Source organism: Acinetobacter sp. YH16053, from assembly GCF_013417035.1.
GTDB lineage: Bacteria > Pseudomonadota > Gammaproteobacteria > Pseudomonadales > Moraxellaceae > Acinetobacter > Acinetobacter towneri.
On record NZ_VPEP01000002.1, the window covers coordinates 268,945 to 295,814 of the forward strand.

The window sequence follows — 26,870 nt, forward strand, 5'->3', positions numbered from 1 at the left end:
CATGAAAATTTTACGTTTAAGTTTAAATAATTTGGCATCTTTGGCAGGCACGCATGTCATCAATTTTGAAGATGAGCCACTGGCACAGGCAGGTTTAATTGCAATTACGGGCAAAACTGGTGCAGGCAAATCGACTTTGCTGGATGCCATGTGTTTGGCACTTTATGACGAAATTCCACGTTTGAGAGGTGCTACAGGCAGTCTGACCGATACCGCAGGCAAAGAAATTTCCTTAAAAGACTCTAAACATATTTTACGTCGTGGTACGACTTCTGGCTTTGCAGAACTTGAATTTATCGCGCTCGATCAAAAACGCTATTCGGCACGTTGGCAAATTCGCCGTGCACATAACAAAGTGGATGGAAACTTAAAAGTTGAACGTGCCATTACCTGCCTAGATGAGCAACGGGTTTTAAATCAAAGAATTTCTGAAGCTACGCCAATTGTAGAGCAGTTGATTGGCCTTAGTTTTGAGCAATTCACACGCGCAGTATTATTGGCACAATCGGAAGTTGGGGCATTTTTAAAAGCCAAAGACCATGAACGGGCAGATTTACTTGAATATTTAACCAATTCGCAAATTTTTACCGAAGTCAGTAAACGTGCAGCCGTTAAATTTAGTGAAATTAAACAAAAGCGAACAGATCTTGAAAATGTCATGGGGCATGTGGTGCTCCTCAGCGATGAAGCACTAAAAGACTTAGAAACCCAACAACATGACCTAAGTCAACAATTAGCTTTGCTGACCCAAACCGAAAAACTGTATGAAAATGATGTGAAATGGCACAAAGATTGCCATGAACTCTATGCCAGCACCCAAGCTAAAAAAGAAATATATGATGTTCAAGTCGATGCCGATCTTAAACTCGCCTCTCAAAAACAATTGCTCAAACATTTAGATGAATTTCAAACCATCCGCGAGCAATTTGTCTTGCGTCAGCAAGCAGATACCGAGCTAAAAAATCTGAATCAGCAGCTTTTGAAATTTGAACCAAACTTGCAACAAGCGGAATACGCACAACAGCAAGCGATTAGTCAGCAACAGCAAGCGGAAAAAGACCTTCAGGCATGGCAGCAGCATGTTGAACAATTGAAACCACAACTTGAAATTGCGGCACAGTTACAACATGAAATTTCTAGCAAACTTCAACAATATACCGCTTTGGATGCTGCACAAAAATTATTTGCAGAGCAGCAAATTCAGCCTGTGCAAAATAATTTGAAGCAACTGACGACTCAACTTGCAACCGAGCAACAACAACAGCAACATTTACAACAGCAATTCAAACAGACTGCGGCATGGGCAAATTTTGATGATAATTTAGCCCTTACGTTGCAACGTCTGCAAGATTATTTACAGCTTGAACAGCAGCTACGTCAGCAAAACCCTACGCTGTTCCAATCTGCATTAGATACTTTAATTGAGCAACAACAACATACACAGCAACAACTGTTGGTTTGGGAAAAACAATATCAACATCCTGAACAACTTGAGCAGCAACTCACGGCAGAGCAACAGCAATTACAACATGCTTTAAAGAGTGTGCATGTTTTAGAGCGCTTGCAACAGGCACTTGAACAATGGCAACAACAGACCACCCTATTTGAGCAGTTACAACAGCGTCAGCAAGAAACTTTAAGTCTGCAACAGCAGACACAGACTCAAATTCAAACCCAACAGCAGCAAGTGCAAATTACTGAACAAGCCTTGCAACAATTACAGCAGATCTTTGAACAGCAGCGTTTATTGCAGCATCAAAGTGTGCAGGATTTACGTGCCCAATTAAAACCGAATGAAGCCTGTATGGTCTGCGGCAGCAATGAACATCCGTTTATTCAGCATGAAAATTTACTCAGTGACGCTTTAAACCAATTGCAGGATCAGCAATTGCAGCAGGCCAAAACTGAATTTGAGCATGCGCAAAAACAGCTACAACAATTGGAGCGTGCTCGCAGTCAATACGATGCAACTTATCATCAACAACAACAACGCAGTCTTGAACTGCAACAGCAACTTGAACAACAACAGACATTGGTGCAACAGCTTGCAACATCCTTATCTTTAGATTTGGATGCAGCGCTGCCTGTTGCAAAGCAAATTGAACACGTACAGCAACATTGGGCAACAACACATCAATCCACTCAACACTTGCAGCAGAGTATTCAACAAGCAAACGATACCCTGAAACAATGGCGCAATGCTGCACAGCAGGCAGAACAACTCAAATATGCTATTCAACAACGCCAAGACCTCGCTCAGCGTTTACAGCCTATTTTGTCGCTTTTAGATGCAGAACAAAGACACGCTTGGCTCAATCAACCGATTGAATACTATCAAAATGCCTTACAACAGTTAGAGCAACGTCATCACTTGCAGCAGCAGCAAGTTCAACTGAGCAAAACGATTGAACAACTGACTCAACAACAGCAGCAAGTGCAAGAAAAGTTGCTATTTTTACAACAGCAACATGCAGAGAAAACCCTACAACTGCAGCAGATTAAAACTGCAGGAAGTGAGCTGCGTGATCAAATTAAGCAGCTTACAAGAACTCATGCGGGATGTGAATATCAGACCTATCAAGAATGGCAGCAGGCTTTAGATCAGCAACAACAGCAACTCAATCTTGCACTTAGCACACAACGAACTGTACTTAATCAAGCAGAACAGGTGTTAAAAGACTTACAACTGCAAAAACATGGTTTGGATAGTAGAATTCAACAGCGCATGCAGCAACACACTGAATGTCAGCAACACATTGCAACGTGGCAAGCGACACACACGCATTTTCAAGCCAGCATCATTGATAAATGTTTACAGATTTCTTATGCCGAACATCAGCAAATACGCAAGATGCTGCAGCAACAACAAAACAGTTTGGAGAGTGCTAAAACGGCTTGGCAAACATTGGAAGAGCAATATCAAAAACACTTAAAGCAACAGCCAGAACTGAGTTTTGACGAGGTCACCACGCAACTGGCAGCGCTGCAAACAGACAAAGCCAAACAACAGCAAAACTATAATGAGATTGAGGCACAGCTACGCCTGAATAGCACCAATCAAGGGATTTTTGCTACCTATCAAACTCAAATTGAAAGTATCAAAGCTGAAGAATACCGCTGGGGACGTATTTACGATTTAATTGGGCATAAAGAAGGTACGAAATTTAAGAAAATTGCTCAAGAACATCACTTGGATATTTTGGTGGAATACGCCAATCAGCAATTGCTGCCACTGAGTTCGCGTTATCAGTTGCATCGTATTCCTGACAGTTTGGGGTTGGCGATTATTGATTTAGATATGAACAGTGAAATTCGCCCTGTTCTGTCTTTATCGGGTGGCGAAACCTTTTTGGTTTCTTTAGCTTTGGCACTGGCAATTGCCAATATGGCATCTGGCTCAATGAAACTGGAATCGCTATTTATTGATGAAGGCTTTGGCACTCTCGACCCGACTTCCTTGCACATGGTGATGAATGCCTTAGACCATCTGCAAAGTCAGGGACGTAAAGTGGTGCTGATTTCGCATATTCAGGAAATGCACGAACGAATTCCTGTGCAAATTCAAGTCAAACCAGTGGGTGCAGGGGCAAGTGAAGTCAATGTGGTGGGTTAAAGCCAATACTGCCTAAAATCTGAAGATTATTTGTCGATTGAAGAATTATTGAAATGACTGTGAGATTTCAGATTTTAGGCTTCCATGAAGTTGTATTGAATTTATTTTAAAATCACCCACACTTTAAGTACTTAATTTTATGGATATAAAAACGATTATTCTCTTTGCTGTATTGCCCAGTTTAAGTATTATTTTTCTCACATGGTTAATACGTTTCCCTAAACCTTGGGTTTTTAAAGCGGTTTTAATTTTTGAAATCATTCTCACCGTCTGCACTTTAGTCATTGAGTTGGATGCAAGAAAAACACCTGGAAATAGCGGTTGGACCATCATTTTCACAGGCTTCTTTCAGTTCTGTTTTTTGCTATTTTTACTGATTGCCCGTATTCGAATCTGGATAGAAAATAAATCTTGAATGTCTACTTCACCTATTTACTGGACGGGAGTGGCGCTTTCTAAAAATAGTGAAGGTTATTAAAAATAATCTACACAAGCCAAAACTTTGACAGCTTTACAGCATACATAACTAAAAAAGCCTCGACATCCTGTCGAGGCTTTCTAGATTCAGTTTTTGGTATAACTCCTGTCGTACCAAGCACTTCCGTGTTGTTCTATTTCTTATTCTTCTTATTTAGGAAACTCCCTGTTTCCCGATAAGTTCATATTAAGAAAATCCAACCTTCAGCACTAGCCGCAAAATTCCGCATTTCATGTCAGCCAAAACGTACAAGATAATGTTTGCAAAATCTTGGCAGATTCTTTGTTCATCTAGCAATTAAGCCTTGGAATAGTCACGTGCGCCAAACAATGCTGTACCAATCCGTACCATAGTTGAACCTGCTGCAATTGCGGCATTTAAATCGCCCGACATCCCCATACTCAAAGTATCCCAATCTTCAGGTTGTGCATGTTGTGCTTTCACTGCATCAAACAATTGTTTGGCATCTTGAAAAGCTTGAGGATGATCAGGTGCAGGAATCACCATCAAACCGCGTAGTTTTAAATGCGGTAATTGGCTGATCTGTCGGACTAATTCTGCAACTTCGCTCGGCTGACAACCATCCTTCGTGTCTTGCGCATCAATATTTACTTGTAAACAAATATTCAGGGGCACTTGTTGAGCATCGCGCTGATTCGATAAACGCTCGGCAATAATCAAACGATCTACCCCATGCACCCATGCAAATTTTTCTGCCAAATGTTTGGTTTTATTGCGCTGCACATGCCCAATAAAGTGCCATTCAATTTCTAAATCACTCAGGGCCTGCATTTTATCCAAAGCTTCTTGCAAATAATTTTCGCCAAAAGCGCGCTGCCCTGTCACATACATTTCACGCAAGGCTTCACTCGGATGAGTCTTAGACACTGCCAACAATTGCACCGTATTTGGCTCGCGCTGTGCCAACTGGCATGCCTGTTGAATTTGTTGCAAAACCTGAGTGCGCATAAGCTGCAGATTATTCATTGATGCATTTCTCATTTCATTCATCTTTTTTTACCTTGTCCAGCAACTAACAGTTGGTTAAGCTGATGGAAAGCCGTATTATTCTATCAAAATAATTAAGATTTAATTGATCTCGGGGACTTTCATGGATATTACAGAATTATTGGCGTTCTCCGCTAAAAACGGCGCTTCGGATTTACACTTATCTGCGGGCATGCCACCACTGATTCGTGTGGATGGTGAAATTCGTCGAATTAACTTACCAGCATTAGAACATAAAGAAGTACACAAATTAGTGTACGACATTATGAATGATAAACAACGTCGTGATTATGAAGAAAATCTAGAAACGGACTTTTCTTTTGAAGTCCCAGGCGTGGCTCGTTTCCGTGTGAACGCATTTAACCAAAACCGTGGTGCAGGTGCAGTATTCCGTACCATTCCTTCTAAAGTTTTGACCCTTGAAGATTTAGGCATGGGACAAATCTTTAAAGATATTTGTGAATATCCACGTGGTTTAGTGTTAGTTACAGGCCCAACGGGTTCGGGTAAATCGACCACACTTGCCGCGATGATTGACTTTATTAATGACAATCGCTACGACCACATTCTGACCGTCGAAGACCCAATCGAATTTGTACACCAATCTAAAAAATGTTTGGTCAACCAACGTGAAGTACACCGTGATACGCATGGCTTTAACGAAGCATTACGTTCAGCACTGCGTGAAGACCCTGACATTATTCTAGTGGGTGAGATGCGTGACTTAGAAACCATTCGTTTGGCACTGACTGCTGCTGAAACGGGTCACTTGGTATTTGGTACGCTACACACCACCTCTGCAGCAAAAACCATTGACCGTGTGATTGACGTATTCCCTGCCGAAGAAAAAGACATGGTACGTGCCATGTTGTCTGAATCTTTACAAGCCGTCATTTCACAATCCCTGCTCAAGAAAAATGGTGGTGGTCGTGTAGCTGCGCATGAAATCATGATTGGTATTCCTGCAGTGCGTAACCTGATTCGTGAAAACAAAGTAGCTCAAATGTACTCGGCAATTCAGACTGGTGCCAACTACGGTATGACCACCCTTGACCAGAGTTTGAAAAACTTGGTATCGCGCGGTGTAATTAGCCCACAAACGGCTCGTACGGTTGCAAAACAGCCTGAATCATTCTTATAAGTTTAAAATTCGAGATACGCGATGGACTTTAATGATTTACTGAATTTAATGATTCAGCAAAAAGCGTCTGACTTGTTTATTACAGCCGATGTTGAACCTTCCATGAAAATTCATGGACAAATTGTGCCTGTAGCCAAAAGTAAACTTACAGGTGAAATTGTCGGTCAGCTGCTTAACTCAATTATGAGTGAAAAACAGCGCAAGGAATTTGCCGAAACCCGTGAATGTAACTTTGCGATTACCAACCGTGAAAAAACAGCACGTTTCCGTGTCAGCGCATTCCAACAACGTGATGAGCCGGGCATGGTACTCCGTCGGATTGAAACCAAAATCCCGACCATGGATGACTTGAAACTGCCACCTATTCTCAAAGATTTGGCGATGACCAAACGTGGCATCATCATTTTTGTAGGTGCGACTGGTACAGGTAAATCGACTTCTTTGGCGTCTATTATTGGTTACCGCAACCAAAACTCCAAAGGTCATATCATTACCATTGAAGACCCGATTGAATTTGTGCATGAACATGCAGGCTGTATTATTACCCAGCGTGAAGTCGGAATTGATACTGACTCCTTTGAAATCGCCTTAAAAAATACTTTGCGTCAAGCACCTGACGTGATTCTGATTGGTGAGATTCGTTCCCGCGAAACCATGGATTATGCAATTGCCTTTGCCGAAACAGGTCACTTGGTATTTGCCACCCTGCACGCCAACAACGCTAACCAAGCAATTGACCGTATTATTCACTTCTTTGAAGCAGACCGACATAACCAGTTGTTCATGGATTTGTCGCTAAACCTGAAAGCGATTGTGGCACAGCAATTAATTCCAACCATAGATGGCAACTCACGTCGTGCTGCGATTGAAATTTTAATTAACTCACCATTAATTGCAGATTTAATCCGTAAAGGTGATGTGCACGAAATTAAAGACCTAATGAAGCGTTCTCGCGAATTGGGCATGCAAACCTTTGACCAAGCTTTATACGACCTCTATAAAGCCAAGCAAATTAGCTACAAAGACGCACTTAAACACGCCGACTCGCCAAACGATTTGCGTCTACAAATCAAACTTGCAGAAGAAGGTGGCGAGCGCTTGTTACATGCAACTTCGAATATTACCTTCGATGGGCAATAACATCACAACAACGCTTAAACACAAACAAAATAGGCTTCCATACGGAAGCCTATTTTTTATGCTTACAGCAAATTATTTCTTGCGTAAGGCTTCACGACATTCTGGCGCATCACAATAACCATATAAATTCAGCGAGTGCCCTGTGAGCTCAAAACCAAATTTTTCAGCTACATCATGCTGTTCTTTTTCAATGGTATCGTTAATAAATTCAACCACTTTGCTACAGTTCAAGCAAACCAAGTGGTCGTGGTGATCTTCCTGCATAATTTCAAACACAGAATGATTGTTCTCAAAATTATGACGCTCAATAATGCCCGCAGCTTCAAACTGTGTTAACACACGATACACAGTTGCTAAACCCACATCTTCACCCTGATCGAGTAAAGTTTTGTAGATATCTTCTGCACTTAAATGATGTTGTTTTGAATTTTCTAATAATTCTAAGATTTTAATTCGTGGAAGGGTAACTTTAAGTCCAGCTTTGCGTAATTCTTGATTTGAAATAGGCATGAAAAAAGGTCTCTCAACAAAATTAAAGTTGGAATATGCAACAAAGTTAAGATGCAGTATGATCTAACACTGGATCAAGATCAAATGCATCATAATTAATTTGGGATAGTGTAGCAAAATGCAAAAAATCATGTTGACGTTATTGGTCACTTCACTGCTCGCAGGCTGTTCGACCTTGGGCGTTTATAAAGTCGATATTCCACAGGGTACACCATTAACCCAAGCTCAAGCGTCTAAAGTCCAAGTCGGTATGAGTCATCAACAAGTCCGCTTTTTGCTGGGCAGTCCTACCATCGCCGACCCGATGAATCCATTACGTTGGGACTACATTTACAACTATATCCCAGGAACTTATGCTAAAAAAGCCAAGATCCCTGCCGCGCATGGTCAGCATTTGAAAATCTTTTTCAATCCAAATGGTATTGTAGAAAAAGTTGAAGGCTTGGAAACGATTCCAGAATCTCAACCAGGTCTACCAGGATCGAAAGAAGCGATTCTCAACGCGCCACCACTATAGCCGCTTTAGAATAAAAAGAAACCCCTCACTGAAATTCATCTGAGGGGTTTTTTAAATCATTGCAATTGTCTCAAGCGATTGCTTTTGGCATAACGCCCTACTGGGTTCTTTGCGGCACGTTTACGACGAATATCTTTCGGATTAATGGTCAAAGCACGATAAATCTCAACCCGATCACCTGCTTGTAATACATGCTGCGGCTCAACCCGTACGCCAAAAACACCCACCATCAACGGTTCAGGCAATGTCGTTGCTGTCACAAGTCCACTTTGCTGGATTGCATCCAGTACAGTCATACCCTGCTGAAATGCGACTGCCACATGCCATTGTTGTTCTGGTGTGGCATACGCCACCCAAACCTGCGCCACTTGAATCATGCGATCCACTGTCCAATTAACGCCACCATCGCCACTACGATAGATACAGGTAACACCACACGTACCGCAATACGCCAAATGTTATAAAAGGCTTCACTGCTAAAGTTCATGGCTTTACGCAAATGGCTGATTTTCATAATCCAGCCTGCAAAAATTGCGTAAATCAAACAAATAACTAAGCCCCAAAGCAATAAGGCAAAATTAAATACAGGACCAATGGCAGGAATTGCCCAAACCAAAGTTGCTGCAATCAATACAATCCACTGAATCGCAACCGCCATTTGACGTTGTGCCAATTGTTCACGTGCCAATTGCAATAGAACCGCTGCTGCTGCAACAGTTGCCACCACCAAAGCCAACGCTGGAATTTGTGCTTGCACGGCAAAGAATGCAAAAGCAACGACTGCCAATAGCTGAGCAATCCAAATTGGCAATACCGTTGAAGTTGCTGCAGATTGTTGCTGTACTTGCGGCAAACTAGTTTGCCAGTACAAGCCCATGCCTAAACCACTGGCCACCAAAGCCAAAACGGTTGCACTGCCCCATTCGCTAAACTCAATTGAGGTGACTTGCCATGCAGGGAGTTCTGAACCCATCACCATCGATAAAACCAAAGCCGCCACAACAGCAACAGCAGTACACAACAATAAAATTTGACGCGGCACTAATGACAATGCCAGTGCGAAAATAGCCACAATCACAAATAAGACATGACTAGCCAAGTCTGCAGCGGCATATTGATTTAAAATTTGCGCAGCATTAGACAACAAACCGCCTGCTAAAAATGGAATGAACACCACTGCAAGCCAGCCCACCAAACGCCATTTTTGAGAAGCATCGGCATCACGGGTTAAACTTGAAAGTGCTTGTAATGCTGTCGTTTTTGAGCGTTTGGCTAAGGCAATTTCCAAATAAGTAATCGGTAATGCCAAAATCAGCATGGTTGCTAACCACAACAACCAAAAGTCGAGCTGGCGCTCAACCTGAATACCTGTCATTGGTGCGAGTGTGGCAATAATAATGAATGATAAACCAAATGCCATCAGCGGCGATAACCATCGTGACATAGCATTGTCCTGCATGACGCTGTCCTAATAAAAATCTACGGCTATTTTGCCTTTGTCATCAAGGAAAAGCAAAACCTCAAAAAAGAAAAAAGCAAACTATCGTTAGACAGTTTGCTGCGCAAATTTATAATTTTTATTCTTTCATTTTTTATGGCTTCAGACTTATGAGAAGAAACGAGCGAACCAACCTTTACCTTTCTTCTTCTCATTTTCCTTAATAATGCCCATCATATTCTCTTTCACAGCACCAACATAATCGGCGTCATCGTGTTGAATATGATTAATTAACCATTTTGATAAGACTTCATGCAATTCGCCTTCAATGGATTGTCCCATTTCAAAACGATCGCGATAAGACTCAATTTTTTTAATGAATAAATCATGCACACGTTTATGTGGTACGCGGTATTTATAACCCGCTTCTTCTTGTAATGATTCTTCAAACGTAAAATGCGACTGGGTGTAATCAATAATATTATTTAAAATCTGCTTTACACGTGCTCGATCTGTACCATCGCTAATTTCAACAATTTCATTAATATAATCGAGGATACGTTTATGCTGATCGTCAATCACATCGATACCAGTATTGTATTCTGGAACCCATTTCATCTTCATACGACCACCTTACAGAAATAAATGATTAATCACATTGCGGAATGGTAGCCGTATTTCCCATAAATAAAAATGAAGCGAATTGGTAGGGATTGGTTTAAATCGCACAAAAACAACACAAGACATTGATTTAAATAAATTTTAACAAAAATACCCGACTAAAAGAATCAATTATTAATTAACCAATTTATACATTTTCATTCTTGATTTAATTGAATTATACAATAATAAAATGAATATTTTTCAACCACACATACCCGTATAAATTAGTATTGATCCGCTTTGGTGATCCGTCTTAATTCAGGATTTAAACGCTCACGTTCCAAACGCGCAATATGTGTCATTTGGGTTTTAATTGGGCGTCCATGTTGAAATAAAATCATTTCACCTGGCTGAAATGCTGTCCATGTTTCATTTTGAGTCAAGGGTTCAGTGGTAATCACTGCCACACAATCCTCTGCTGTGGTGACTTGGCTAAAATCAACCTCAACATCTAAATCAATTAATTGTGCAGGCTGAAATGGATAAGCACGCACCAACCAATGTAATTTGGTCACCGCATAACTAAATAATGCCTGACCATTGGACAAACAAAAATTAAAAGTGCCATGTTCTGCAATTTTAGGAGAAATTTCGGCTAACAAGTCAAAAATTTGCGTCAGGCTCGGTTCATCATAACCAAAATGATTTACCAATTGATCTAACAAATAACAAAATGCACGTTCACTGTCGGTATTGCCCACAGGGGTAAAACGACCTGATAAACGTGGATGAAAGTCATGTAAATCACCATTATGGGCAAAAATCCACTGGCGTCCCCACAACTCACGACTAAACGGATGTGAATTTTCTAAATTAATTTTGCCTTGTGTCGCTTTACGAATATGGGCAATCACATTACGCGATTTGATGGGATAGTTACGGATCAATTCTGCAATGGGTGACTCCACTGCAGACTGGTTATCGACAAATAAACGGCAAGCTTTATCTTCAAAAAAAGCAATGCCAAAGCCATCAGAATGATCTGAGGTGATTCCTGCGCGCTGCGAAAATCCCCGAAATGAAAAGGTAATATCGGTAGGTGTCGCACAATTCATTCCAAGCAACTGACACATAAGGCCTTATCTTTATACAAATAATGAAATTATCTGATTATTGTGCATCAGCCATGTGGATAATTCAAATCTGAAAAATATAAATAGATTTCTACAGTACCACTTCATAGATATGCAGTGCTGTAGAAATCTCTGCTTAATTATTCTAGTTAAGATGCTTTCACTTTCTTTTGGCGAATAAAATGTTTCGCCATTTGTTTCACATCTAACAAAACAAAATAATCTAGACAGTTAAACTCACGGTCATAAAATGCTTGCTCAGACAGCTTAGCATTCATTTTCAGATAAACATCAAACAGTTTAGGTATTCGTTCATCTTGGCTAAAGCTATGACTTGGACAACTTGGCTCAAACGGCTGCTGTGGCTGAATATCGCAGCGTTGATTTTCTGCCAATTGTTGAATCGCTTGATGGGTATGATACGCGCGTGCTTCATTACCTTCCAAACGAATACTGACACAGCCAATCATGTGTTTGGCACGCATTTCCCATAACACTTTAGGCACTAAATTCAGCCATAAAATAGAGAGTGTTTTGCCTGAACGATAACGTGGATGCACACAAGTACGCCCCATTTCGACAATATTCGAGAGATGCCCTAACTCATCTATAATTTTAAACTCGTGCGCACTATAACTGTTGGCTAGCTCATGCCCTTGCCAAAGTTTTAAACGAGTATAAGCAACAATTTCACCCGTAGATTTATCTCTGAGTACGGCGTGTTCACAGCCAAAATCGTACAAGTCCTGATCTAAACCCGATTCAAATTCAATGCCAAATTGCTTGGAAAATTGCTGTGCACGAAAGCGCTGTACTTCTTGTAGTTGCTTTAAATTTTCAACCCATTCAAACGCATATTGCGTAGCTTTGCTGTTTTTTTTCTGTGCTTTACCCACTTTAACCATAGGAAAGCTAAACTGCTGACGATACTGATTTAATTTTTGTAGCATCATAGATACCTCATGTTTTCTCCTACACTAGGACAGCAGCATGACACTATGATGACCGCGATTTTAGCGACTACAATTTTAAGATTGCAGGATAGGTGCAAAGCAATTTCAAGGATGCTGAATCAACAAAATTTCAGTTTCTTGCCGTAAATTTGACATAAAAAAGAGCTTCAATTGTGAAGCTCTTTTAGGGATCATCTTATAGAGTTTTATTTACGCGTTTGGACACGGTTGGTAATTAATGTTCCCACACCATGATCAGTAAAGATTTCCAATAAAGTAGCATGTGGCACACGACCATCTACAATATGTGCACTGATTACACCGCCTTTAACTGCATCCAATGCACAACCCACTTTTGGAATCATGCCACCGTAAATCACGCCTGTATCAATTAAACGATCTACTTCCTGCGTAGTCAAACCAGTTAACAGGTTTTTATTTTCGTCTAATACACCCGTAATATTGGTCAGCAAAATTAACTTTTCCGCACCCAATGCTTCGGCAACTTTACCTGCGACTAAATCGGCATTAATGTTATAGGTATTGCCTGCATCATCGACACCCAAAGGTGCAATCACTGGAATAAAGTCACTGCTGGTAAACATTTCCAACACATCGGTTTTGACACCCACCACTTCACCCACCAAGCCAAGGTCAATCTGTTGTACTTCGCCTGTTTCAGTGGTTTTTTGCATCAATAATTTCTGTGCGCGAATCAAGTTACCATCTTTACCCGTCAAACCAATCGCACGACCGCCATGTTGGTTAATCAGATTGACGATAGATTTATTGACGCTCCCGCCCAAAACCATCTCTACAACTTCCATGGTCGCAGGATCGGTGACACGCATACCATCAATACGGTCAGACTCACGTCCCAATTGCTTGAGCATAGAATCCACTTGTGGGCCACCACCATGAACCACAATTGGGTTTAAGCCCACGGTTTTTAACAACACAATATCGCGAGCAAAAGAACTTTCTAGCTCAGGATCGGTCATGGCATTGCCACCATATTTCACAACAAGGGTCTTGCCCGCAAAACGTTGAATATACGGCAAAGCTTCCGTCAAAATTTGCGCTTTGTCGATACCAGTCTGTTGATGTGGCATTCGCCTCTCCTTATTGAGCATCTAAAATGTCTTGGGCGATTTCAGGATATCGCTCACTTAACATGGAAACAAATGTATCGCGAATATCATTCAGTCGTGATGGATTATCGGCATCAAAACGCACCGTAAAATATTCGCCTGTATTGGATGCTCGAATAATGCCAAATCCATCTTCAAAATCAAGTCTTACACCATCTATTTTACTTAATTCTGCACCACTGCGATGGCTAGAACTTTCAACATCATTTAAAACCGCACTCGGTTCAATATTCCGTGTGCTGATATACGTGTCTTCAGTGCAGCAACGCTCAGGGTATTTCTGCATCAATGCCGAAAGGCTGCTGTAATTACTGTGGCTTAAATATTCCAACACGCGCAGCGCTGCGTAAATACCATCGTCATAGCCAAAACCACGTCCATCATTGAATACATAATGTCCTGCGTATTCGCCACCGAACACAGCCTTGCCTTGCGACTGCGCCAAATAACGCCGCAAGAAGGTACTGCCCGTGCGAATCATCACCGCTTCGCCACCCAAATCACGCACGGTATTGCGCACCATAGTGGAGCATTTTACATCAAACACCACTTGATGCTGAGGATGAGTTTTTAAACACATTTCTGCAAATAAAGACAGCAAACGATCTGCTGAAAGCACATTGGCATGTTCATCCAAGAGGACGACACGATCACCATCGCCATCTAAAGCAATGCCAATGTCCGCCTGATGTTCACGCACCGCAGCTTTTAAATGTTGTAAGTGTTTTTCTTGTGATGGATCGGGTGCATGTTCTGGAAAATGACCATTGGCTTCGCAGCGTAAAGCAATCACCTCACAGCCCATTTTTTGCAAAACCAAAGCAGCGCAATGACCTGCCGAACCATACATCCCATCTAAAACCACTTTAAAAGTGCCCGCCAGTTGAATATCGTTCAACATTGCCTGCTGATATTGCTGACACGCATCTTCAATAAATTCATGTGAAATGTTGGTGGCGTGTTGTGAGGCGATGGATGGTGCTGCATCGGTATTTAAATAATATGGCGCTGCATCGTGTGCCACGTGTTGAATCATTTCAGGGGTTGGCGGTTCGCCCTGCACAATCCATTTAATGCCGTTGTCTGATTTTGGATTATGACTGGCCGTAAGCATAATGCCATTGCCTGCCGTGTGTCGTGCCATAAAATACAACATCGGGCTAGAACAACAACCCACCATCGTCACTTGAAATTGATGGGCAAGAAAGACTTGGCGCATAATTTCAGCATAAGCGGGGCTATTTAAACGCGCATCATAACCAATACTAATTTGAGTTTGCTTTTCTTGTTGATATTGTTGCACCAATCCTTGTGCAATGGCGTGTACCAATTTCGCGGTCAGCACAGTTTCTTTGCCACGAATGTCGTAAGCGCGAAAAATATGCTGAGGAAAAAGTGTTTGTGGATTGTTCATAGGCTTACAACTACAAAGATGAGCCAACATAAAGTGAATAAATCTTGGCTCTATAAATTTTGAAAAATTCTAATCAGACTTTTTAAAGTAGGAATTATCGTCTCAAATCATCAAGCAATATGCTTGTCATTATTAGTGCATCTTTCGTTACTTTTCAAGAATTGTTGGTAAAGTTTCAAGTAAAACCTTACCAAACGATTTAGGCTAAAACCTCAGTAAACTCAGTTTTTACCCGTATGCCCAAAACCACCTGCACCACGTTCAGTGGCGACAAATTCATCTACCTGTTCAAACTTGGCCTGTACCACAGGAACCAAAACGTATTGCGCTAAACGCTCACCAGGTTCTAAGCTAAATGCTGTTTGGCTACGGTTCCACACCGAAACCATCAATTCACCCTGATAATCTGAATCAATCAAACCCACCAAGTTCCCTAACACGATACCATGTTTGTGACCCAAGCCTGAACGCGGCAAAATCATGCCTGCAAAACCTGTATCTTGAATATAAATCGCTAAACCTGTTTTAACCAATACTGTTTGACCTGGCTCAATCACGGTGCTGCTGTCTAGACAAGCACGTAAGTCCAACCCTGCCGAACCTGCGGTTGCATAAGTTGGCATTGGCCATTCTGTGCCTAAACGTGAATCTAAGACTTTAACTTGAACTTTCATGAAGTTTATCCTGTTTTTAAATTTTCAATGTAATTTCGATATAAATTATGCCCTTTGATGCTGTACTTGCATCAACACCGCTGAATGTTTTTCAGCGCTTAATCAGAGCACGTAAATTTTCCAAATAATGCTGTGCCTGTAATTTCGGATCGACATCACCGGCTAACTTTTTCTTACGTCCGAGCCATTCCAATTCATCTTGTGGTAATTCATCCAAAAAACGACTTGGGGTCATTTGTTTCATTTGCCCACCTGCTTTGCGCTGTTCTGCCAAAGTAATGGTTAAGCCCTGACGTGCACGAGTAATCCCGACGTACATCAAACGTCGTTCTTCCTCGACGGTATCTGCCACAATCGAGTTTTTATGCGGTAAAAGTTCTTCTTCCAAGCCAATCAAATACACATACGGAAATTCCAAACCTTTGGACGCATGCAGAGTTAGCAAATTGACTTTATCGGTGTCTTCTTCTTCCTGTTGCTGTTCGAGCATATCGAGCAGCACCATTTTACGAATCACACTTTCAATATTTTTTTCATCGACATCTTCAGCGCGGTTAATCAGACTTTGGATGCTGCTATATAGAACTTCGATATTATCTAGCTTGGTTTTTTCCTGCGCAGGGGTAGCTGCTTGCTCTTTAATGTAGTCGATATAACCTGCTTCGAGCATCATTTGACGGATGATTGGCACAGGCTCATCATCTTCCAATAAATTACGAGTAAAATTACCAATAAAATCTGCAAACTCTGCCAACTGTGTCGTGGCTTTTTTCGGAATTGCCATCGTCAGACGCTGATCACCTGCGGCAGCCAATAATGACAAATGGTTTTCCTGTGCAAACAGCCCTAGTTTTTCCAAAGTCACAGGACCAATCGCGCGTTTAGGCGTGTTAATAATGCGTAAGAATGCGCTGTCATCTTCAGGGTTAATAATCAGACGCAAATAGCTCATGATGTCTTTGATTTCAGCGCGCGCAAAGAACGATTGACCACCGGAAAGCTTGTAAGGAATTTGCATTTGGCGTAATTGGGTTTCCAGAATACGTGCCTGAAAGTTCCCTCGGTACAAAATTGCATAATCTTTCCAGCTTTTACCATTCATCAGTTTATGCGTGAGTAAGTCTTTAACCACACGTTCTGATTCATCATCATCGTTACGGCAAGTGATCACCCGAATCACTTCGCCATGACCTTTGTCTGACCAAAGTTTTTTATCAAAAATATGTGGATTATTGCCAATGACGGTATTGGCCGCTTTTAAAATGCGACTGGTCGAGCGATAGTTTTGCTCAAGTTTAATCACTTTTAAATTCGGGAAATCATCTTTCAGCAAGGCCATATTTTCAGGCTTGGCACCGCGCCATGCGTAAATCGATTGGTCGTCATCACCTACCGCAGTGAACTGCCCCATCACACCCACCAATAATTTCACCAAGATATACTGTGCGGTGTTGGTATCTTGATACTCATCGACCAATAAATAGCGAACACGGTTCTGCCACTTGTCACGTACTTCAGCATTTTCTTGCAATAAACGGGTTGGCATCACAATCAAATCGTCAAAATCGACTGCGTTATAGGCACGTAAATTACGTTCGTAAAGTTGATATAAATGTGCAAATTGGATGTCTTCTGGCGTTTCGCACGTGGTATGTGCCTGTTCTGGTGCGATCAGATCGTTTTTCCAGTCCGAAATCATCTTCATGGCTTTGGCAATCAATTCTTTGCTTTCTGCACCCGACAAATTATCGCGGTGCATTAAATCCATCAGAATACGTTTACAGTCATCGGCATCCAAAATAGAGAAGTTGGCTTTTAACGGCGTGTGTTTTAATTCAAAACGTAATAAATTCAGACCAAAGGTGTGGAAAGTCGAAACCGATAATCCTTTAGCTTCTTCACGTGACAACAATTTGGTCACACGCTCTTTCATTTCTCGTGCTGCTTTGTTGGTAAAAGTCATCGCTGTAATACGATGCGCAGGAATCCCGCAATGCTTAACCAAATAGGCAATTTTTCGGGTAATCACCGAAGTTTTGCCTGAACCTGCACCTGCAAGCACTAACAAGGGTCCTTGAGTGTATTTCATCGCTTCAAGTTGCTTGTCGTTTAACTGACTTGCCAGTGTCATAGTATTTCCTCTATTTCGGTTCGAGCTCGATTATAGTCATCTCCGCCAAAGATGACTAATCTAAAATGCTACTTTAGACGTCATTGTCTATTTGCTGAGTAGACCCTAGAAATTGCTTGCATAAAAAAACCGCCCGAAGGCGGTTCTTTACAATCTATACAATGCCAGATTATTGGATTGCATAAATGCTGATTTCTACACGACGGTTTTGCTCACGACCTTCTGCAGTAGCATTCGATGCGATTGGGTTTGCAGCACCGTGACCTTGTGCATTAATACGTGAAGTTGATACACCACGGCTAGCCAAGTAGTTTGCAACCGATTGTGCACGTGCTTGTGACAATGGAATGTTGATTGCGTCGTTACCAGTGCTGTCAGTATAACCTGTTACCAAAATACCGCTCTTGTTATCTTGGGTTAGCGTTTGCGCTACTTTGTCCAAGGTAGAATAGAAGTTTGGTTTGATGTTTGATTTGTTAGTATCAAACGTGATGTTACCCGGCATGATCAAGCCAACAGAACCATCGGCATTACGGTTTACTTCTACGCCTGTACCAGCCATTTGTTGACGAAGTTGTTTTTCTTTATTGTCAAGATAAACACCCGCAGCAGCACCCACTACAGCACCAATCGCTGCAGCACGGTTGTTTTGTGCGCTTGTATTTGCGTTACCTTTAGAGATGCCATAACCCGCAGCAGCACCAATTACTGTGCCTAACGCAGTTTTGTCATATTCCATACCACCAAGGTTGTTACCAGTCGTTTGACAACCAGTTAAAACCATTGCCCCTACGACTGCTGCCGAAATTGCTAATGCACGCATGGCATGCCTCCTTACTTGTGTTTTGTTGTATATGCTGAATATTGAATGAAAAAATATACTTAGACCATTGATTTTTTGTTAATAAAAAAACTTTTACTTACAAATATACATGATCATGTACAAATCTTGGTATAACTTCATCACAATTTCTACACACTTTCACTTCAACACTTTTTTATTTTAAAAACAACATTTATATTGGAGTCATCTACAAACACGTGACGCATTGGACGATTTATCTTCAGGATTGATTTATATGTCATCGCAAGCAAAGAAACACCCTTTATTAAAAAAAATCACAAAAGGTCTCACCGTGGGTACAGTCATCACTGGCAGTACATTTTTTCACGGCCCTCCTGTGTTGGCTTTGGGCTTAACCAAACTGTTAAAGCAGTCACGTAAGGTCGATGAAACCAATATTCAAATTACCAACAGTTGGCTCAGTGTAAACAACTGGCTGATTGATCATGTATTACCCAATACCCAATGGGATATCAGCATTGATGAAGATTTGCAACTGAGCATGCAAGGTCGTTATCTCATGACCTGTAACCATCAAAGTTGGGTCGATACCACAGTAAATCAGTATTTTGGCTTAACCCGTATGCCATTGACCCGCTTTTTTACCAAGTGGGAACTGATCTTTATTCCCTTTGTAGGACAAGCCTTTAAAATTTTAGGCTTCCCAATGATGAAGCGTCACAGCAAAGCACAAATTGCCAAAAAACCTGAGCTGAAAGACCGCGATATGGAAGAAGCGCGTAAAGCCTGCCAACAGTTATTAAGTCAGCCCTTTACCCTGCTGAATTATTTAGAAGGCACACGCTTTACCCAAGAAAAACATGATCAACAACAATCGCCTTATCAACATTTATTAAAGCCAAAAGCTGGTGGTTTAGCTTTGGCATTGAATATTTTGGGTGATCAAATTGATGCCTTGGTAGATATGACCATTGTGTACCCAGATGGCGCGCCGGGCTATAGCGAGTTTTGGTTAGGTGAGGTGCCGCGCATTGCGGTGAATTTACGCAAAATTAATATTCCAGATTGGGTGTTGGGCGGCAATTACGAAGATGATGCTGAATATCGTGAGCGTTTTCAGCAATGGGTGCATGAACTGTGGCTGGAAAAAGATCAATTGATTGAAAGCATGCAACAAAAACTTGCAGCTCCGACTGCATAACCATTCAGGTACGCCATGAAAAAGTCTGAAGAACCTGTCATCAAATCCTCTTTTCATCCCCTGCGTAAAGATTCATGGGGATGGAAAATTGCCTTGGCTTATGACTTGTTTTTGATGGGTTTAATCATCTTTAACTTGTTCTGTTTAAGTGCCAATGCCATTTTAATGAGTGATTTTGGCGAATGGTTGTTCGATTTTATTCGTCTACCTGAAATTTTACAGTTTTATCGAACAGAATTGCGCCCTTGGGTGGTGATTACCGAAGGCTGGTTTACCACGTTTTTAATTGTAGAGTTGGGCGTGCGTTGGGGTATTGCAATTATTTTCAAACATCATCAGCGTTGGTGGTTTTTCCCGTTTATTCACTGGTATGAAATTCTTGCAATTATTCCGCAATTGCGTTTTTTACGTTTATTACGTGCCATCGCGATTGGTTACAACCTGCATAGCCATGGCTATAAAGTCATTCCAGACAGTTGGTATAAACGCGGCAACTTTTACTACAACTTGCTAATGGAAGAACTGAGTAGCCGTGTGGTGCTCACGGTACTTAATGGTGTGCAACGTGAATTGACCACCAGTACCACTCACAAACAATTTATTGATGATTTGGTCGAGCATCATCGTCAATTACTCGCGATTGCCCTAGCCGATATTTTGCAGGAATCCTTAGGCAAAGAATTACAAATGCAGCGTCACATGATTGCGAAAAATGTCGGGTTGGTGGTGAATCAAGCCATTGAAGATACGCCTGAACTGACGCAATTGCTGCGCCTGATTCCATTGGTCGGTGGACGTATTGAACAGCAAATTCAAAGTATCGGACAGCGATTGGGTGAAAATATCACCCAAGGTTTAATTGAACCTTTTGCACAGCAGAATCAACAAGTACAAAATCCAACTTATCAAATGATTGCTGAAAAAATTAGTCAGATTGAGATTGAACATAATCAGCATATTGATAAATTAGTGGAATCGGCAATATTTGAAAGTTTAGAAGCGATTCGCAAACAAGTAAAAGTTAAACAATGGCAACAAATTTTAAATGAAGGACAACAACACGATATTTCATAAAGGTCTTTCGATAATTTCAGCTAAAACAATGTGAAATATTTTTAGTAACTGAACTAGAGAATTCACCCAATTTGTTCTAGGATTTGCTCTATTTATAAGATGACTTCAACAACCAGCAAAGTTAGAAGTGTTAAGGAATTATTATGGCTGACATACGGATAAAAGGCAGATTGGTCAATGCGATTCGCATTAGCTTAGACACCAATGATCATGATGCGATCCGCCAGCAACTAAGCCCAATGTTGCAAAAATCATTTCCACCAGGGGTTTTGGTGGTCATTGAAAGTTCAGTCGAACAAGAATTGATTGCGCTAATTCAATTGCTAATTAGCCTAGAAGCACAGCCAATTGCTGTGACTGAAGGCATTATGGCAGATCAGGCACGTGCTATTCAGTTCCCTGTCATCCCGCAAGACCGTCCATTGCAGGAAGTGAAAGCCACCAAAGAACAAGTGGTTGAAGTAAAACCTGAACCTGCGGCAGAACAGCAACAGACGGAAAATCAAGTCGCTGAAACTGCACCTGCTGTGGCACATATTACGTCTTATCACGATGAAATTTTGCGTACAGGTCAATGCTTGGTACAACATCAGGGCGACATTATTTTAACCGCAGGCATCAACAGCGGTTCTGAAGTGATTGCTTCAGGAAATATACATATTTATGGTAGTGTACGTGGTAGAGTCATTGCCGGCGCGGGCGGGAATATTGCGGCACGAATTTTCTGTCATTCCCTAGAAGCAGAATTGGTATCTATTGCAGGCACGTATTGCGTGGCGGACGATATTCCTCAGCATGTGACTAAAAAACCTGTGCATATTTACTTAAATGATAACCAAGAGCTTGTATTTGAAGCTCTACAATTTTAATGTATAAATAATCACCAAAAATCCCCGAAAAAATATAGGGGAATTTAAACCATAACAGGAGTGGATTCGGTGGCGAAAATTGTTGTCGTAACATCAGGCAAAGGTGGCGTAGGTAAAACCACTACAAGTGCATCTTTTGCAACAGGTTTAGCCCTACGTGGTCACAAAACTGTTGTTATCGATTTTGACGTGGGTTTACGTAACCTTGACTTAATTATGGGTTGTGAACGTCGCGTTGTTTATGATTTTGTGAATGTATTAAATAATGAAGCGCGTTTACAACAAGCATTAATTCGCGATAAAGATATCGAAAACCTTTATATTCTTCCAGCTTCACAAACCCGTGATAAAGATGCCCTCACCGATGAAGGTGTGGCACGTATTATGGATGAGTTGGCACAAGAGTTTGATTACATTATTTGCGACTCACCTGCAGGGATTGAGCGCGGTGCCATTCTTGCAATGTACCATGCCGATGAAGCGATTATTGTGACTAACCCTGAAATTTCTTCAGTACGTGACTCTGACCGTATTATTGGTATGCTTGACAGCAAAACCAAAAAAGTAGAACAAAATGAAGGTCGTGTGCGTAAGCACTTGTGTATTACACGTTACAACCCAGAACGTGCCGATAAACAAGAAATGCTGACCATTGACGACATTTCTAAAGATATTTTACGTGTACCAACTTTAGGCGTGATTCCTGAATGTAAGAGCGTACTTCAAGCATCTAACGAAGGTAAACCTGTCATTCTGTATAGCGATGCTGCTGCAGGTCAGGCGTATGATGACTTAGTTGCACGTTTCTTGGGTGAAGAACGTCCGTTTCGTCATATTGAAACAAAACCGAAAGGTTGGTTAGCACGATTATTTGGAGCGTAGACATGGCAGGATTTTGGAGCAAATTATTTAGCGGTGAAGACAAGCCATCTAGCGCACAAACAGCAAAAGATCGCTTAAAAGTGATTGTTGCTTCTGAACAAGGTCTAGGTAAACGCTTAAGCCAAGACAAAATTGATCAGATGAAAAAAGAAATCATGCAAGTGGTAAATCGCTACGTGCGTGGTGTCGATGAACAACATATTCAAATGTCTGTGCGTTCAGAAGCCAATATTGAAATGTTGGAAATGAATATCAATTTGCCTGAAGAGCGATAATCTGAATACTGATTAGTCAAGCAAATTGAATCAGGGCAAAATAACACTAGTTATTTTGCCCTATTTTTTTCAAAAGAATATAAAGGAGATTGCCATGGCATTATCTCAACCTGCGACCTTTAACGAAGCATGGTCGGATGAACGTGTATTTGCCTATTTGAATCAACTTCCACCTGCAGGTGTGAATGCAGATTTTCACGTACTCTATCACGCATTTAAACACATGCGTCCAAGTGACTATGAACGTCTATTGACACAATTTGTTGCCGATGGTCGCGATGTCAATGCCACTAATCCTGAAGGTCAGCGTATTCACAATGTGATTGCTGAATTTCCACGTCAAAAAGATGGTTTTTTAGCAGTTTTAGCCAAGTTTGCTTAAACTGTTTAAACACAATCTCTGGCTAAATTCAGCCAAAAAGATTGAGTGTAAAAAGAAAAAATCCCGCAATTGAATTGCGGGATTTTTTTATAGCACTACTTGATTCAAAATCAAACAGAAAGTGAAAGCTTTACACTAAAATTTCACGTTTCCCATTTGCTCCTTGCTCGCTCACAATGCCTTGCTCTTGCATCTGATCGACAATACGTGCCGCACGGTTATAGCCCAAGCTAAATTTGCGCTGTAAAGATGAGGTCGACACTTTACGTGTTTCCAAAACAAATGCTACACACTGATCATACAACACATCACGGTCTGGACTGCCTTCACCATCTTCAAAACCACGTGAAGATGGTTCTTCATCAAATGGCGTCAAGATTTCATCGACATAGTCAGGATCGCCACGCTCACGCCACGCATCACAAATACGGTTGACTTCATCATCCGAAATAAACGCACCATGCACACGCTCTGGTTCAATTTTACCTGGCCCTAAAAATAGCATATCACCATGACCAAGCAGGTCTTCTGCACCGCCCGCATCCAAGATAGTACGTGAGTCAATTTTCGAGTTCACACGCAAAGCTACACGGGTTGGAATGTTGGCTTTAATTAGACCTGTGATCACATCCACCGATGGACGCTGAGTTGCTAAGAGTAAGTGAATCCCTGCTGCACGTGATTTTTGTGCCAAACGGGTAATCATTTCTTCCGCTTTCTTGCCCACTTGCATGATCATGTCGGCAAACTCATCTGCCACAATCACAATAGATGGCAATGGTGTTAAACGCGGTGCACGTTCTTGCGTTGCTGAATCTCCCGGCTTCCAAGTTGGATCAATTAAATCTTCACCATTGGCAATAGATTCTTCAACCTTACGGTTATAGTCGCTTAATTTACGAATTTTCAGGAAAGACATTAGCTTATAACGACGTTCCATTTCATTGACACACCAATTTAAAGCGCTGACGGCATCTTTCATATCAGTCACTACAGGCGTCAATAAGTGTGGAATATCGTTATAGTTGGCGAGTTCCAATTGTTTCGGGTCAATCAAAATTAAGCGTAATTGATCAGGCTTGTATTTCAGCAACATCGACAAAATCATCGAGTTCACTGCCACTGATTTACCTGAACCCGTTGTCCCTGCTACGAGCATGTGTGGTGCTTTGCCCAATTCAGTAATCACAGGATTGCCTGAAATGTCTTTCCCCATCGCCATAGATAAAATGCCGTTTGGATCTTCAAAAGCAGGCGTTTGTAATAACTCAATCAAACGTACCATTTCACGTGAACTATTCGGTACTTCAATGCCAATATACGGTTTGCCCGGAATCACTTCGACCACACGTACCGATGCCATCGACATTGAACGCGCCAAGTCACGAGAAATATTGGTTACTTTTGAAGCTTTGACCCCAGGTGCCAAATCCAGCTCAAAACGGGTCACGACAGGACCAGGCTGTGCTTCAACCACTTTGGCTTTGACATTAAATTCCTGTAATTTAATTTCCAGCAATTCCGACAAGCGCGATAATTGTTCTGCGGTGAAGTTCACTTTTTTGTTTGGATCGACTTTATCAAGCAAATCCAAACCCGGTAATGGCGATAAATCACGACGTTTTTCTGCAACCTGCATGGCGCGTGACATCGGACGACCATGTGCATCGGTCAGCGGCGCATCAAAATCAAAGTCATCTTCGTCTAGTGGTTTGCCTGCGGTTTCCTGCCAAGCTTCGATAAATGCTTCTTTGGATAACGCCACTTTTTCTGCTTGTTCAGCCTGTGTAGCAGTCGCTGCGTTTGCCATCACTGCGGCAGTGGCTGCCGTCTGAATAGGTGCCTGAACAAAAGCAGAACTTTGTGCATAGCTACTGGTACTACGCGCTACAGGCGCTTGATCTTGAAATGCATCTTGCTGTAACTCATCACCCAAAAGATCATCCACCAACAAGTCATCTAAACTGTCTAAATCATGCTGCAAATGGCGCTCTTGGCGTACAGCATGATTTTGCGTATTCGAAGCACTTGACGATGGCGGGTTAAAATCTGACTCAAATCTGCTGAGATCATCGTTAAAATTGTGAGCCGTAGGATTCGAGTGCGGATGCACTGTTTCTTGCTGGGTCACAGACTCATCTAAAGTATCCATTGCCCCGCTGTTTTGGAATGGGCTGTGTAAATCACTTGCAGCTTTGCCTTGCGGAACTGCTGCGAGCAATTCATCAAAAATTTGATCATCATCCCAATCTAACGAAGATTTTGCAGTGGCTTGAGATGCCGTAGATGCAGGACGCACTTCATCAAAAGGATTCGATTGTAGATGTGGCTCTGGTTCTTCAGAAGCACGTAATAATGCATGAATGTCTTGGTTATGCTGACTGTCGGTATTTTCTTGTAAAGCACGCCACACTTCGCCTGTCGCAACAATACGCTGGCTGTCTTGTTCTAAGCGATGCGCCTTTTCGATGGTTTTTTCTAACTCAACATCATCAATTTCATCTTGCACCAATAGCTGTTGCTGCGCCTGTTGCTCTTCTTCTTCACGTTGCTGCATGTGATTAAACATACGCTCTGCCGCAGGATGTGGCGCAGTTGTTTCAGCTTCTTTCGCCTGTGCAACCACGGGTTCACTTGCTGCTTCTAAATCAGTTGATGCCACTTCAACAGCAACCACAGGTGCAGCAGCGACAACGGTCTTTTTCACCTGTGGTGTAGAACGGTCAAAGTCAGATTCTGCTTCAGGTACATTGCGATAGAACAAATCTTGCAGATAAGCAGGTGTAGCTTTTAAAGTTGCCCACGTTCTGTTCCACTTCACCCCAAATGCGAGGGTAAATAAGAAAATCCAAAAGACGACTAAAAAAAGTGTTGCTCCATAAATGGTTAAAATTTGCGATAAACTTTTCCCAAGTTCAAAACCAATGATGCCGCCTGAGGCATTGTCTAACGTATCGGCAGGTACTTGCCAAAATAAATACAGCAAACTTGCTGTTGCCAATAAAATGAAGAATTGTGCAGCATAACGAAATGGACGGTTTAAAAAACTACGTGGCCACCAGACTTGTAAGGCTTCAATAAAAAAATAAGCAGGAAGAAGCAGACTCGCCCAACCTAAAAAGCCAAACAGTAAATCGGCAATCCACGCACCTGCGATTCCACTCGCATTTGAAACCTGTTGGGTGTCACTGGAAATGTGCATCCAACCTGGGTCAAATGGAGTATAGGTCACCGTTGCAAGGAACAGATATATTCCAAAAGAGACCAAAAATAATGTCGCTATTAAGCGATGTGCATAAGCACCCGACACCGCAGTCATATATTGTCCTGTCGCCAATTCTTCATCAATGTTTTTTGTTTGTTCGATGGTCTTAAAAAGCCACCTGATTCGGAGCGTCTGTATTTCATTTAGCTGTGTCATTTAAGTTGCATTTCACGATGCAAGCTTCACCACACAGCAAGCTATAAATTATAACAG

At 41.6% G+C, this 26,870-nt stretch carries 24 protein-coding genes; 11 read left to right on the forward strand and 13 right to left on the reverse strand.

Annotation, left to right across the window (positions count from 1 at the left end; all coding sequences use genetic code 11):
- Position 1 precedes the first annotated feature (1 nt).
- Together FTV43_RS03035 and FTV43_RS03040 are read left to right on the forward strand one after the other, a co-directional pair.
- The gene (locus FTV43_RS03035; protein WP_179994836.1) at positions 2-3,613 is read left to right on the forward strand and encodes an AAA family ATPase; all 3,612 of its coding nucleotides are present in this window, start codon (positions 2-4) and stop codon (positions 3,611-3,613) included.
- 139 nt (positions 3,614-3,752) lie between these two features.
- A complete protein-coding gene (locus tag FTV43_RS03040; RefSeq protein WP_004975329.1) occupies positions 3,753-4,028 on the forward strand; it encodes a hypothetical protein in 276 nt (91 codons plus the stop codon).
- A 360-nt stretch (positions 4,029-4,388) separates the two neighbouring features.
- Here the strand turns inward: FTV43_RS03040 and FTV43_RS03045 are convergent, their stop codons facing one another.
- A complete protein-coding gene (locus FTV43_RS03045; protein ID WP_167846204.1) occupies positions 4,389-5,078 on the reverse strand; it encodes a YggS family pyridoxal phosphate-dependent enzyme in 690 nt (229 codons plus the stop codon).
- Between the two features lie 124 nt (positions 5,079-5,202).
- On the opposite strand from FTV43_RS03045, the gene FTV43_RS03050 reads away from it, so the two are divergent.
- Together FTV43_RS03050 and FTV43_RS03055 are read left to right on the forward strand one after the other, a co-directional pair.
- Positions 5,203-6,240: a type IV pilus twitching motility protein PilT gene (locus FTV43_RS03050; RefSeq protein WP_004975327.1), complete on the forward strand. Its 1,038-nt coding sequence runs from the start codon at positions 5,203-5,205 to the stop codon at positions 6,238-6,240.
- Positions 6,241-6,261: 21 nt separating this feature from the next.
- Complete coding sequence (locus tag FTV43_RS03055) at positions 6,262-7,380, forward strand: PilT/PilU family type 4a pilus ATPase (RefSeq protein WP_104852406.1); 1,119 nt, start codon at positions 6,262-6,264, stop codon at positions 7,378-7,380.
- 72 nt (positions 7,381-7,452) lie between these two features.
- Here FTV43_RS03055 and fur read toward each other — a convergent pair whose 3' ends face one another.
- Positions 7,453-7,890 carry a ferric iron uptake transcriptional regulator gene (gene fur, locus FTV43_RS03060; RefSeq protein WP_004975325.1) on the reverse strand — a complete coding sequence of 146 codons (438 nt, stop codon included), beginning with the start codon at positions 7,888-7,890 and terminating at the stop codon, positions 7,453-7,455.
- A 118-nt stretch (positions 7,891-8,008) separates the two neighbouring features.
- Between fur and FTV43_RS03065 the strand changes: the two genes are divergently transcribed.
- The gene (locus FTV43_RS03065) at positions 8,009-8,407 is read left to right on the forward strand and encodes an outer membrane protein assembly factor BamE (protein ID WP_178318246.1); all 399 of its coding nucleotides are present in this window, start codon (positions 8,009-8,011) and stop codon (positions 8,405-8,407) included.
- Between the two features lie 56 nt (positions 8,408-8,463).
- On the opposite strand, the gene FTV43_RS03070 is transcribed toward FTV43_RS03065, so the two are convergent.
- The 10 genes from FTV43_RS03070 to FTV43_RS03115 all read right to left on the reverse strand — a co-directional run bounded on the left by FTV43_RS03070 (position 8,464) and on the right by FTV43_RS03115 (position 18,727).
- On the reverse strand, positions 8,464-8,784 hold the full coding sequence (locus tag FTV43_RS03070) for an RnfH family protein (protein ID WP_096902265.1): 321 nt from the start codon (positions 8,782-8,784) through the stop codon (positions 8,464-8,466).
- On the reverse strand, positions 8,781-9,866 hold the full coding sequence (locus FTV43_RS03075) for a hypothetical protein (RefSeq protein ID WP_179994837.1): 1,086 nt from the start codon (positions 9,864-9,866) through the stop codon (positions 8,781-8,783). The genes FTV43_RS03070 and FTV43_RS03075 overlap by 4 nt, the downstream gene beginning before the upstream one ends.
- Before the next feature lie 147 nt (positions 9,867-10,013).
- Positions 10,014-10,469, reverse strand: coding sequence for a bacteriohemerythrin (locus tag FTV43_RS03080; RefSeq protein WP_096902263.1), 456 nt, complete (start codon positions 10,467-10,469; stop codon positions 10,014-10,016).
- A 263-nt stretch (positions 10,470-10,732) separates the two neighbouring features.
- Positions 10,733-11,581, reverse strand: a complete 849-nt coding sequence (locus FTV43_RS03085; RefSeq protein WP_004975313.1) for a class II glutamine amidotransferase — start codon at positions 11,579-11,581, stop codon at positions 10,733-10,735.
- Positions 11,582-11,730: 149 nt separating this feature from the next.
- Positions 11,731-12,531 (reverse strand): GNAT family N-acetyltransferase, encoded by an 801-nt coding sequence (locus tag FTV43_RS03090; protein WP_179994874.1) that lies wholly within the window; start codon positions 12,529-12,531, stop codon positions 11,731-11,733.
- Between the two features lie 209 nt (positions 12,532-12,740).
- Positions 12,741-13,646, reverse strand: coding sequence for an acetylglutamate kinase (argB, locus tag FTV43_RS03095; RefSeq protein WP_179994838.1), 906 nt, complete (start codon positions 13,644-13,646; stop codon positions 12,741-12,743).
- Between the two features lie 10 nt (positions 13,647-13,656).
- On the reverse strand, positions 13,657-15,099 hold the full coding sequence (locus tag FTV43_RS03100) for a phosphomannomutase/phosphoglucomutase (RefSeq protein WP_004975308.1): 1,443 nt from the start codon (positions 15,097-15,099) through the stop codon (positions 13,657-13,659).
- A gap of 221 nt (positions 15,100-15,320) precedes the next feature.
- The gene (gene dut, locus FTV43_RS03105) at positions 15,321-15,773 is read right to left on the reverse strand and encodes a dUTP diphosphatase (RefSeq protein ID WP_179994839.1); all 453 of its coding nucleotides are present in this window, start codon (positions 15,771-15,773) and stop codon (positions 15,321-15,323) included.
- A gap of 91 nt (positions 15,774-15,864) precedes the next feature.
- Entirely contained in the window at positions 15,865-17,904 is a 2,040-nt protein-coding gene (locus FTV43_RS03110) for a UvrD-helicase domain-containing protein (protein WP_104852411.1), read from the reverse strand.
- 169 nt (positions 17,905-18,073) lie between these two features.
- Complete coding sequence (locus tag FTV43_RS03115; RefSeq protein ID WP_104852412.1) at positions 18,074-18,727, reverse strand: OmpA family protein; 654 nt, start codon at positions 18,725-18,727, stop codon at positions 18,074-18,076.
- A gap of 256 nt (positions 18,728-18,983) precedes the next feature.
- Between FTV43_RS03115 and FTV43_RS03120 the strand changes: the two genes are divergently transcribed.
- The 6 genes from FTV43_RS03120 to FTV43_RS03145 all read left to right on the forward strand — a co-directional run bounded on the left by FTV43_RS03120 (position 18,984) and on the right by FTV43_RS03145 (position 23,392).
- Positions 18,984-19,910 (forward strand): acyltransferase, encoded by a 927-nt coding sequence (locus FTV43_RS03120; protein ID WP_136144223.1) that lies wholly within the window; start codon positions 18,984-18,986, stop codon positions 19,908-19,910.
- A 15-nt stretch (positions 19,911-19,925) separates the two neighbouring features.
- Positions 19,926-20,984 (forward strand): preprotein translocase subunit SecA, encoded by a 1,059-nt coding sequence (locus FTV43_RS03125; RefSeq protein ID WP_131261721.1) that lies wholly within the window; start codon positions 19,926-19,928, stop codon positions 20,982-20,984.
- Between the two features lie 143 nt (positions 20,985-21,127).
- A complete protein-coding gene (minC, locus tag FTV43_RS03130) occupies positions 21,128-21,853 on the forward strand; it encodes a septum site-determining protein MinC (RefSeq protein WP_096902696.1) in 726 nt (241 codons plus the stop codon).
- A 69-nt stretch (positions 21,854-21,922) separates the two neighbouring features.
- Positions 21,923-22,735, forward strand: a complete 813-nt coding sequence (gene minD, locus FTV43_RS03135) for a septum site-determining protein MinD (protein ID WP_096902697.1) — start codon at positions 21,923-21,925, stop codon at positions 22,733-22,735.
- Between the two features lie 2 nt (positions 22,736-22,737).
- Positions 22,738-23,010: a cell division topological specificity factor MinE gene (minE, locus tag FTV43_RS03140; RefSeq protein WP_096902698.1), complete on the forward strand. Its 273-nt coding sequence runs from the start codon at positions 22,738-22,740 to the stop codon at positions 23,008-23,010.
- Positions 23,011-23,104: 94 nt separating this feature from the next.
- Entirely contained in the window at positions 23,105-23,392 is a 288-nt protein-coding gene (locus FTV43_RS03145; protein ID WP_179994840.1) for a PA4642 family protein, read from the forward strand.
- 130 nt (positions 23,393-23,522) lie between these two features.
- On the opposite strand, the gene FTV43_RS03150 is transcribed toward FTV43_RS03145, so the two are convergent.
- Entirely contained in the window at positions 23,523-26,711 is a 3,189-nt protein-coding gene (locus FTV43_RS03150; RefSeq protein WP_104853253.1) for a DNA translocase FtsK, read from the reverse strand.
- Positions 26,712-26,870: the final 159 nt, after the last annotated feature.

Excerpts from the sequence above, each read along its gene's own strand:
- FTV43_RS03045 (WP_167846204.1), bottom strand. The coding sequence starts at position 5,078 with ATGAATAATCTGCAGCTTATGCGCACTCAGGTTTTGCAACAAATTCAA.
- argB (WP_179994838.1), bottom strand. The coding sequence starts at position 13,646 with ATGCCACATCAACAGACTGGTATCGACAAAGCGCAAATTTTGACGGAA.
- FTV43_RS03110 (WP_104852411.1), bottom strand. The coding sequence starts at position 17,904 with ATGACACTGGCAAGTCAGTTAAACGACAAGCAACTTGAAGCGATGAAA.
- minC (WP_096902696.1), top strand. The coding sequence starts at position 21,128 with ATGGCTGACATACGGATAAAAGGCAGATTGGTCAATGCGATTCGCATT.
- FTV43_RS03070 (WP_096902265.1), bottom strand. The coding sequence starts at position 8,784 with ATGATTCAAGTGGCGCAGGTTTGGGTGGCGTATGCCACACCAGAACAA.
- FTV43_RS03040 (WP_004975329.1), top strand. The coding sequence starts at position 3,753 with ATGGATATAAAAACGATTATTCTCTTTGCTGTATTGCCCAGTTTAAGT.
- FTV43_RS03145 (WP_179994840.1), top strand. The coding sequence starts at position 23,105 with ATGGCATTATCTCAACCTGCGACCTTTAACGAAGCATGGTCGGATGAA.
- FTV43_RS03090 (WP_179994874.1), bottom strand. The coding sequence starts at position 12,531 with ATGCTACAAAAATTAAATCAGTATCGTCAGCAGTTTAGCTTTCCTATG.
- FTV43_RS03125 (WP_131261721.1), top strand. The coding sequence starts at position 19,926 with ATGAAAAAGTCTGAAGAACCTGTCATCAAATCCTCTTTTCATCCCCTG.
- dut (WP_179994839.1), bottom strand. The coding sequence starts at position 15,773 with ATGAAAGTTCAAGTTAAAGTCTTAGATTCACGTTTAGGCACAGAATGG.
- FTV43_RS03115 (WP_104852412.1), bottom strand. The coding sequence starts at position 18,727 with ATGCGTGCATTAGCAATTTCGGCAGCAGTCGTAGGGGCAATGGTTTTA.
- fur (WP_004975325.1), bottom strand. The coding sequence starts at position 7,890 with ATGCCTATTTCAAATCAAGAATTACGCAAAGCTGGACTTAAAGTTACC.
- FTV43_RS03065 (WP_178318246.1), top strand. The coding sequence starts at position 8,009 with ATGCAAAAAATCATGTTGACGTTATTGGTCACTTCACTGCTCGCAGGC.
- FTV43_RS03075 (WP_179994837.1), bottom strand. The coding sequence starts at position 9,866 with ATGCAGGACAATGCTATGTCACGATGGTTATCGCCGCTGATGGCATTT.
- FTV43_RS03050 (WP_004975327.1), top strand. The coding sequence starts at position 5,203 with ATGGATATTACAGAATTATTGGCGTTCTCCGCTAAAAACGGCGCTTCG.
- FTV43_RS03080 (WP_096902263.1), bottom strand. The coding sequence starts at position 10,469 with ATGAAGATGAAATGGGTTCCAGAATACAATACTGGTATCGATGTGATT.
- FTV43_RS03150 (WP_104853253.1), bottom strand. The coding sequence starts at position 26,711 with ATGACTGCGGTGTCGGGTGCTTATGCACATCGCTTAATAGCGACATTA.
- FTV43_RS03035 (WP_179994836.1), top strand. The coding sequence starts at position 2 with ATGAAAATTTTACGTTTAAGTTTAAATAATTTGGCATCTTTGGCAGGC.
- FTV43_RS03085 (WP_004975313.1), bottom strand. The coding sequence starts at position 11,581 with ATGTGTCAGTTGCTTGGAATGAATTGTGCGACACCTACCGATATTACC.
- minE (WP_096902698.1), top strand. The coding sequence starts at position 22,738 with ATGGCAGGATTTTGGAGCAAATTATTTAGCGGTGAAGACAAGCCATCT.
- FTV43_RS03100 (WP_004975308.1), bottom strand. The coding sequence starts at position 15,099 with ATGAACAATCCACAAACACTTTTTCCTCAGCATATTTTTCGCGCTTAC.
- FTV43_RS03055 (WP_104852406.1), top strand. The coding sequence starts at position 6,262 with ATGGACTTTAATGATTTACTGAATTTAATGATTCAGCAAAAAGCGTCT.
- FTV43_RS03120 (WP_136144223.1), top strand. The coding sequence starts at position 18,984 with ATGTCATCGCAAGCAAAGAAACACCCTTTATTAAAAAAAATCACAAAA.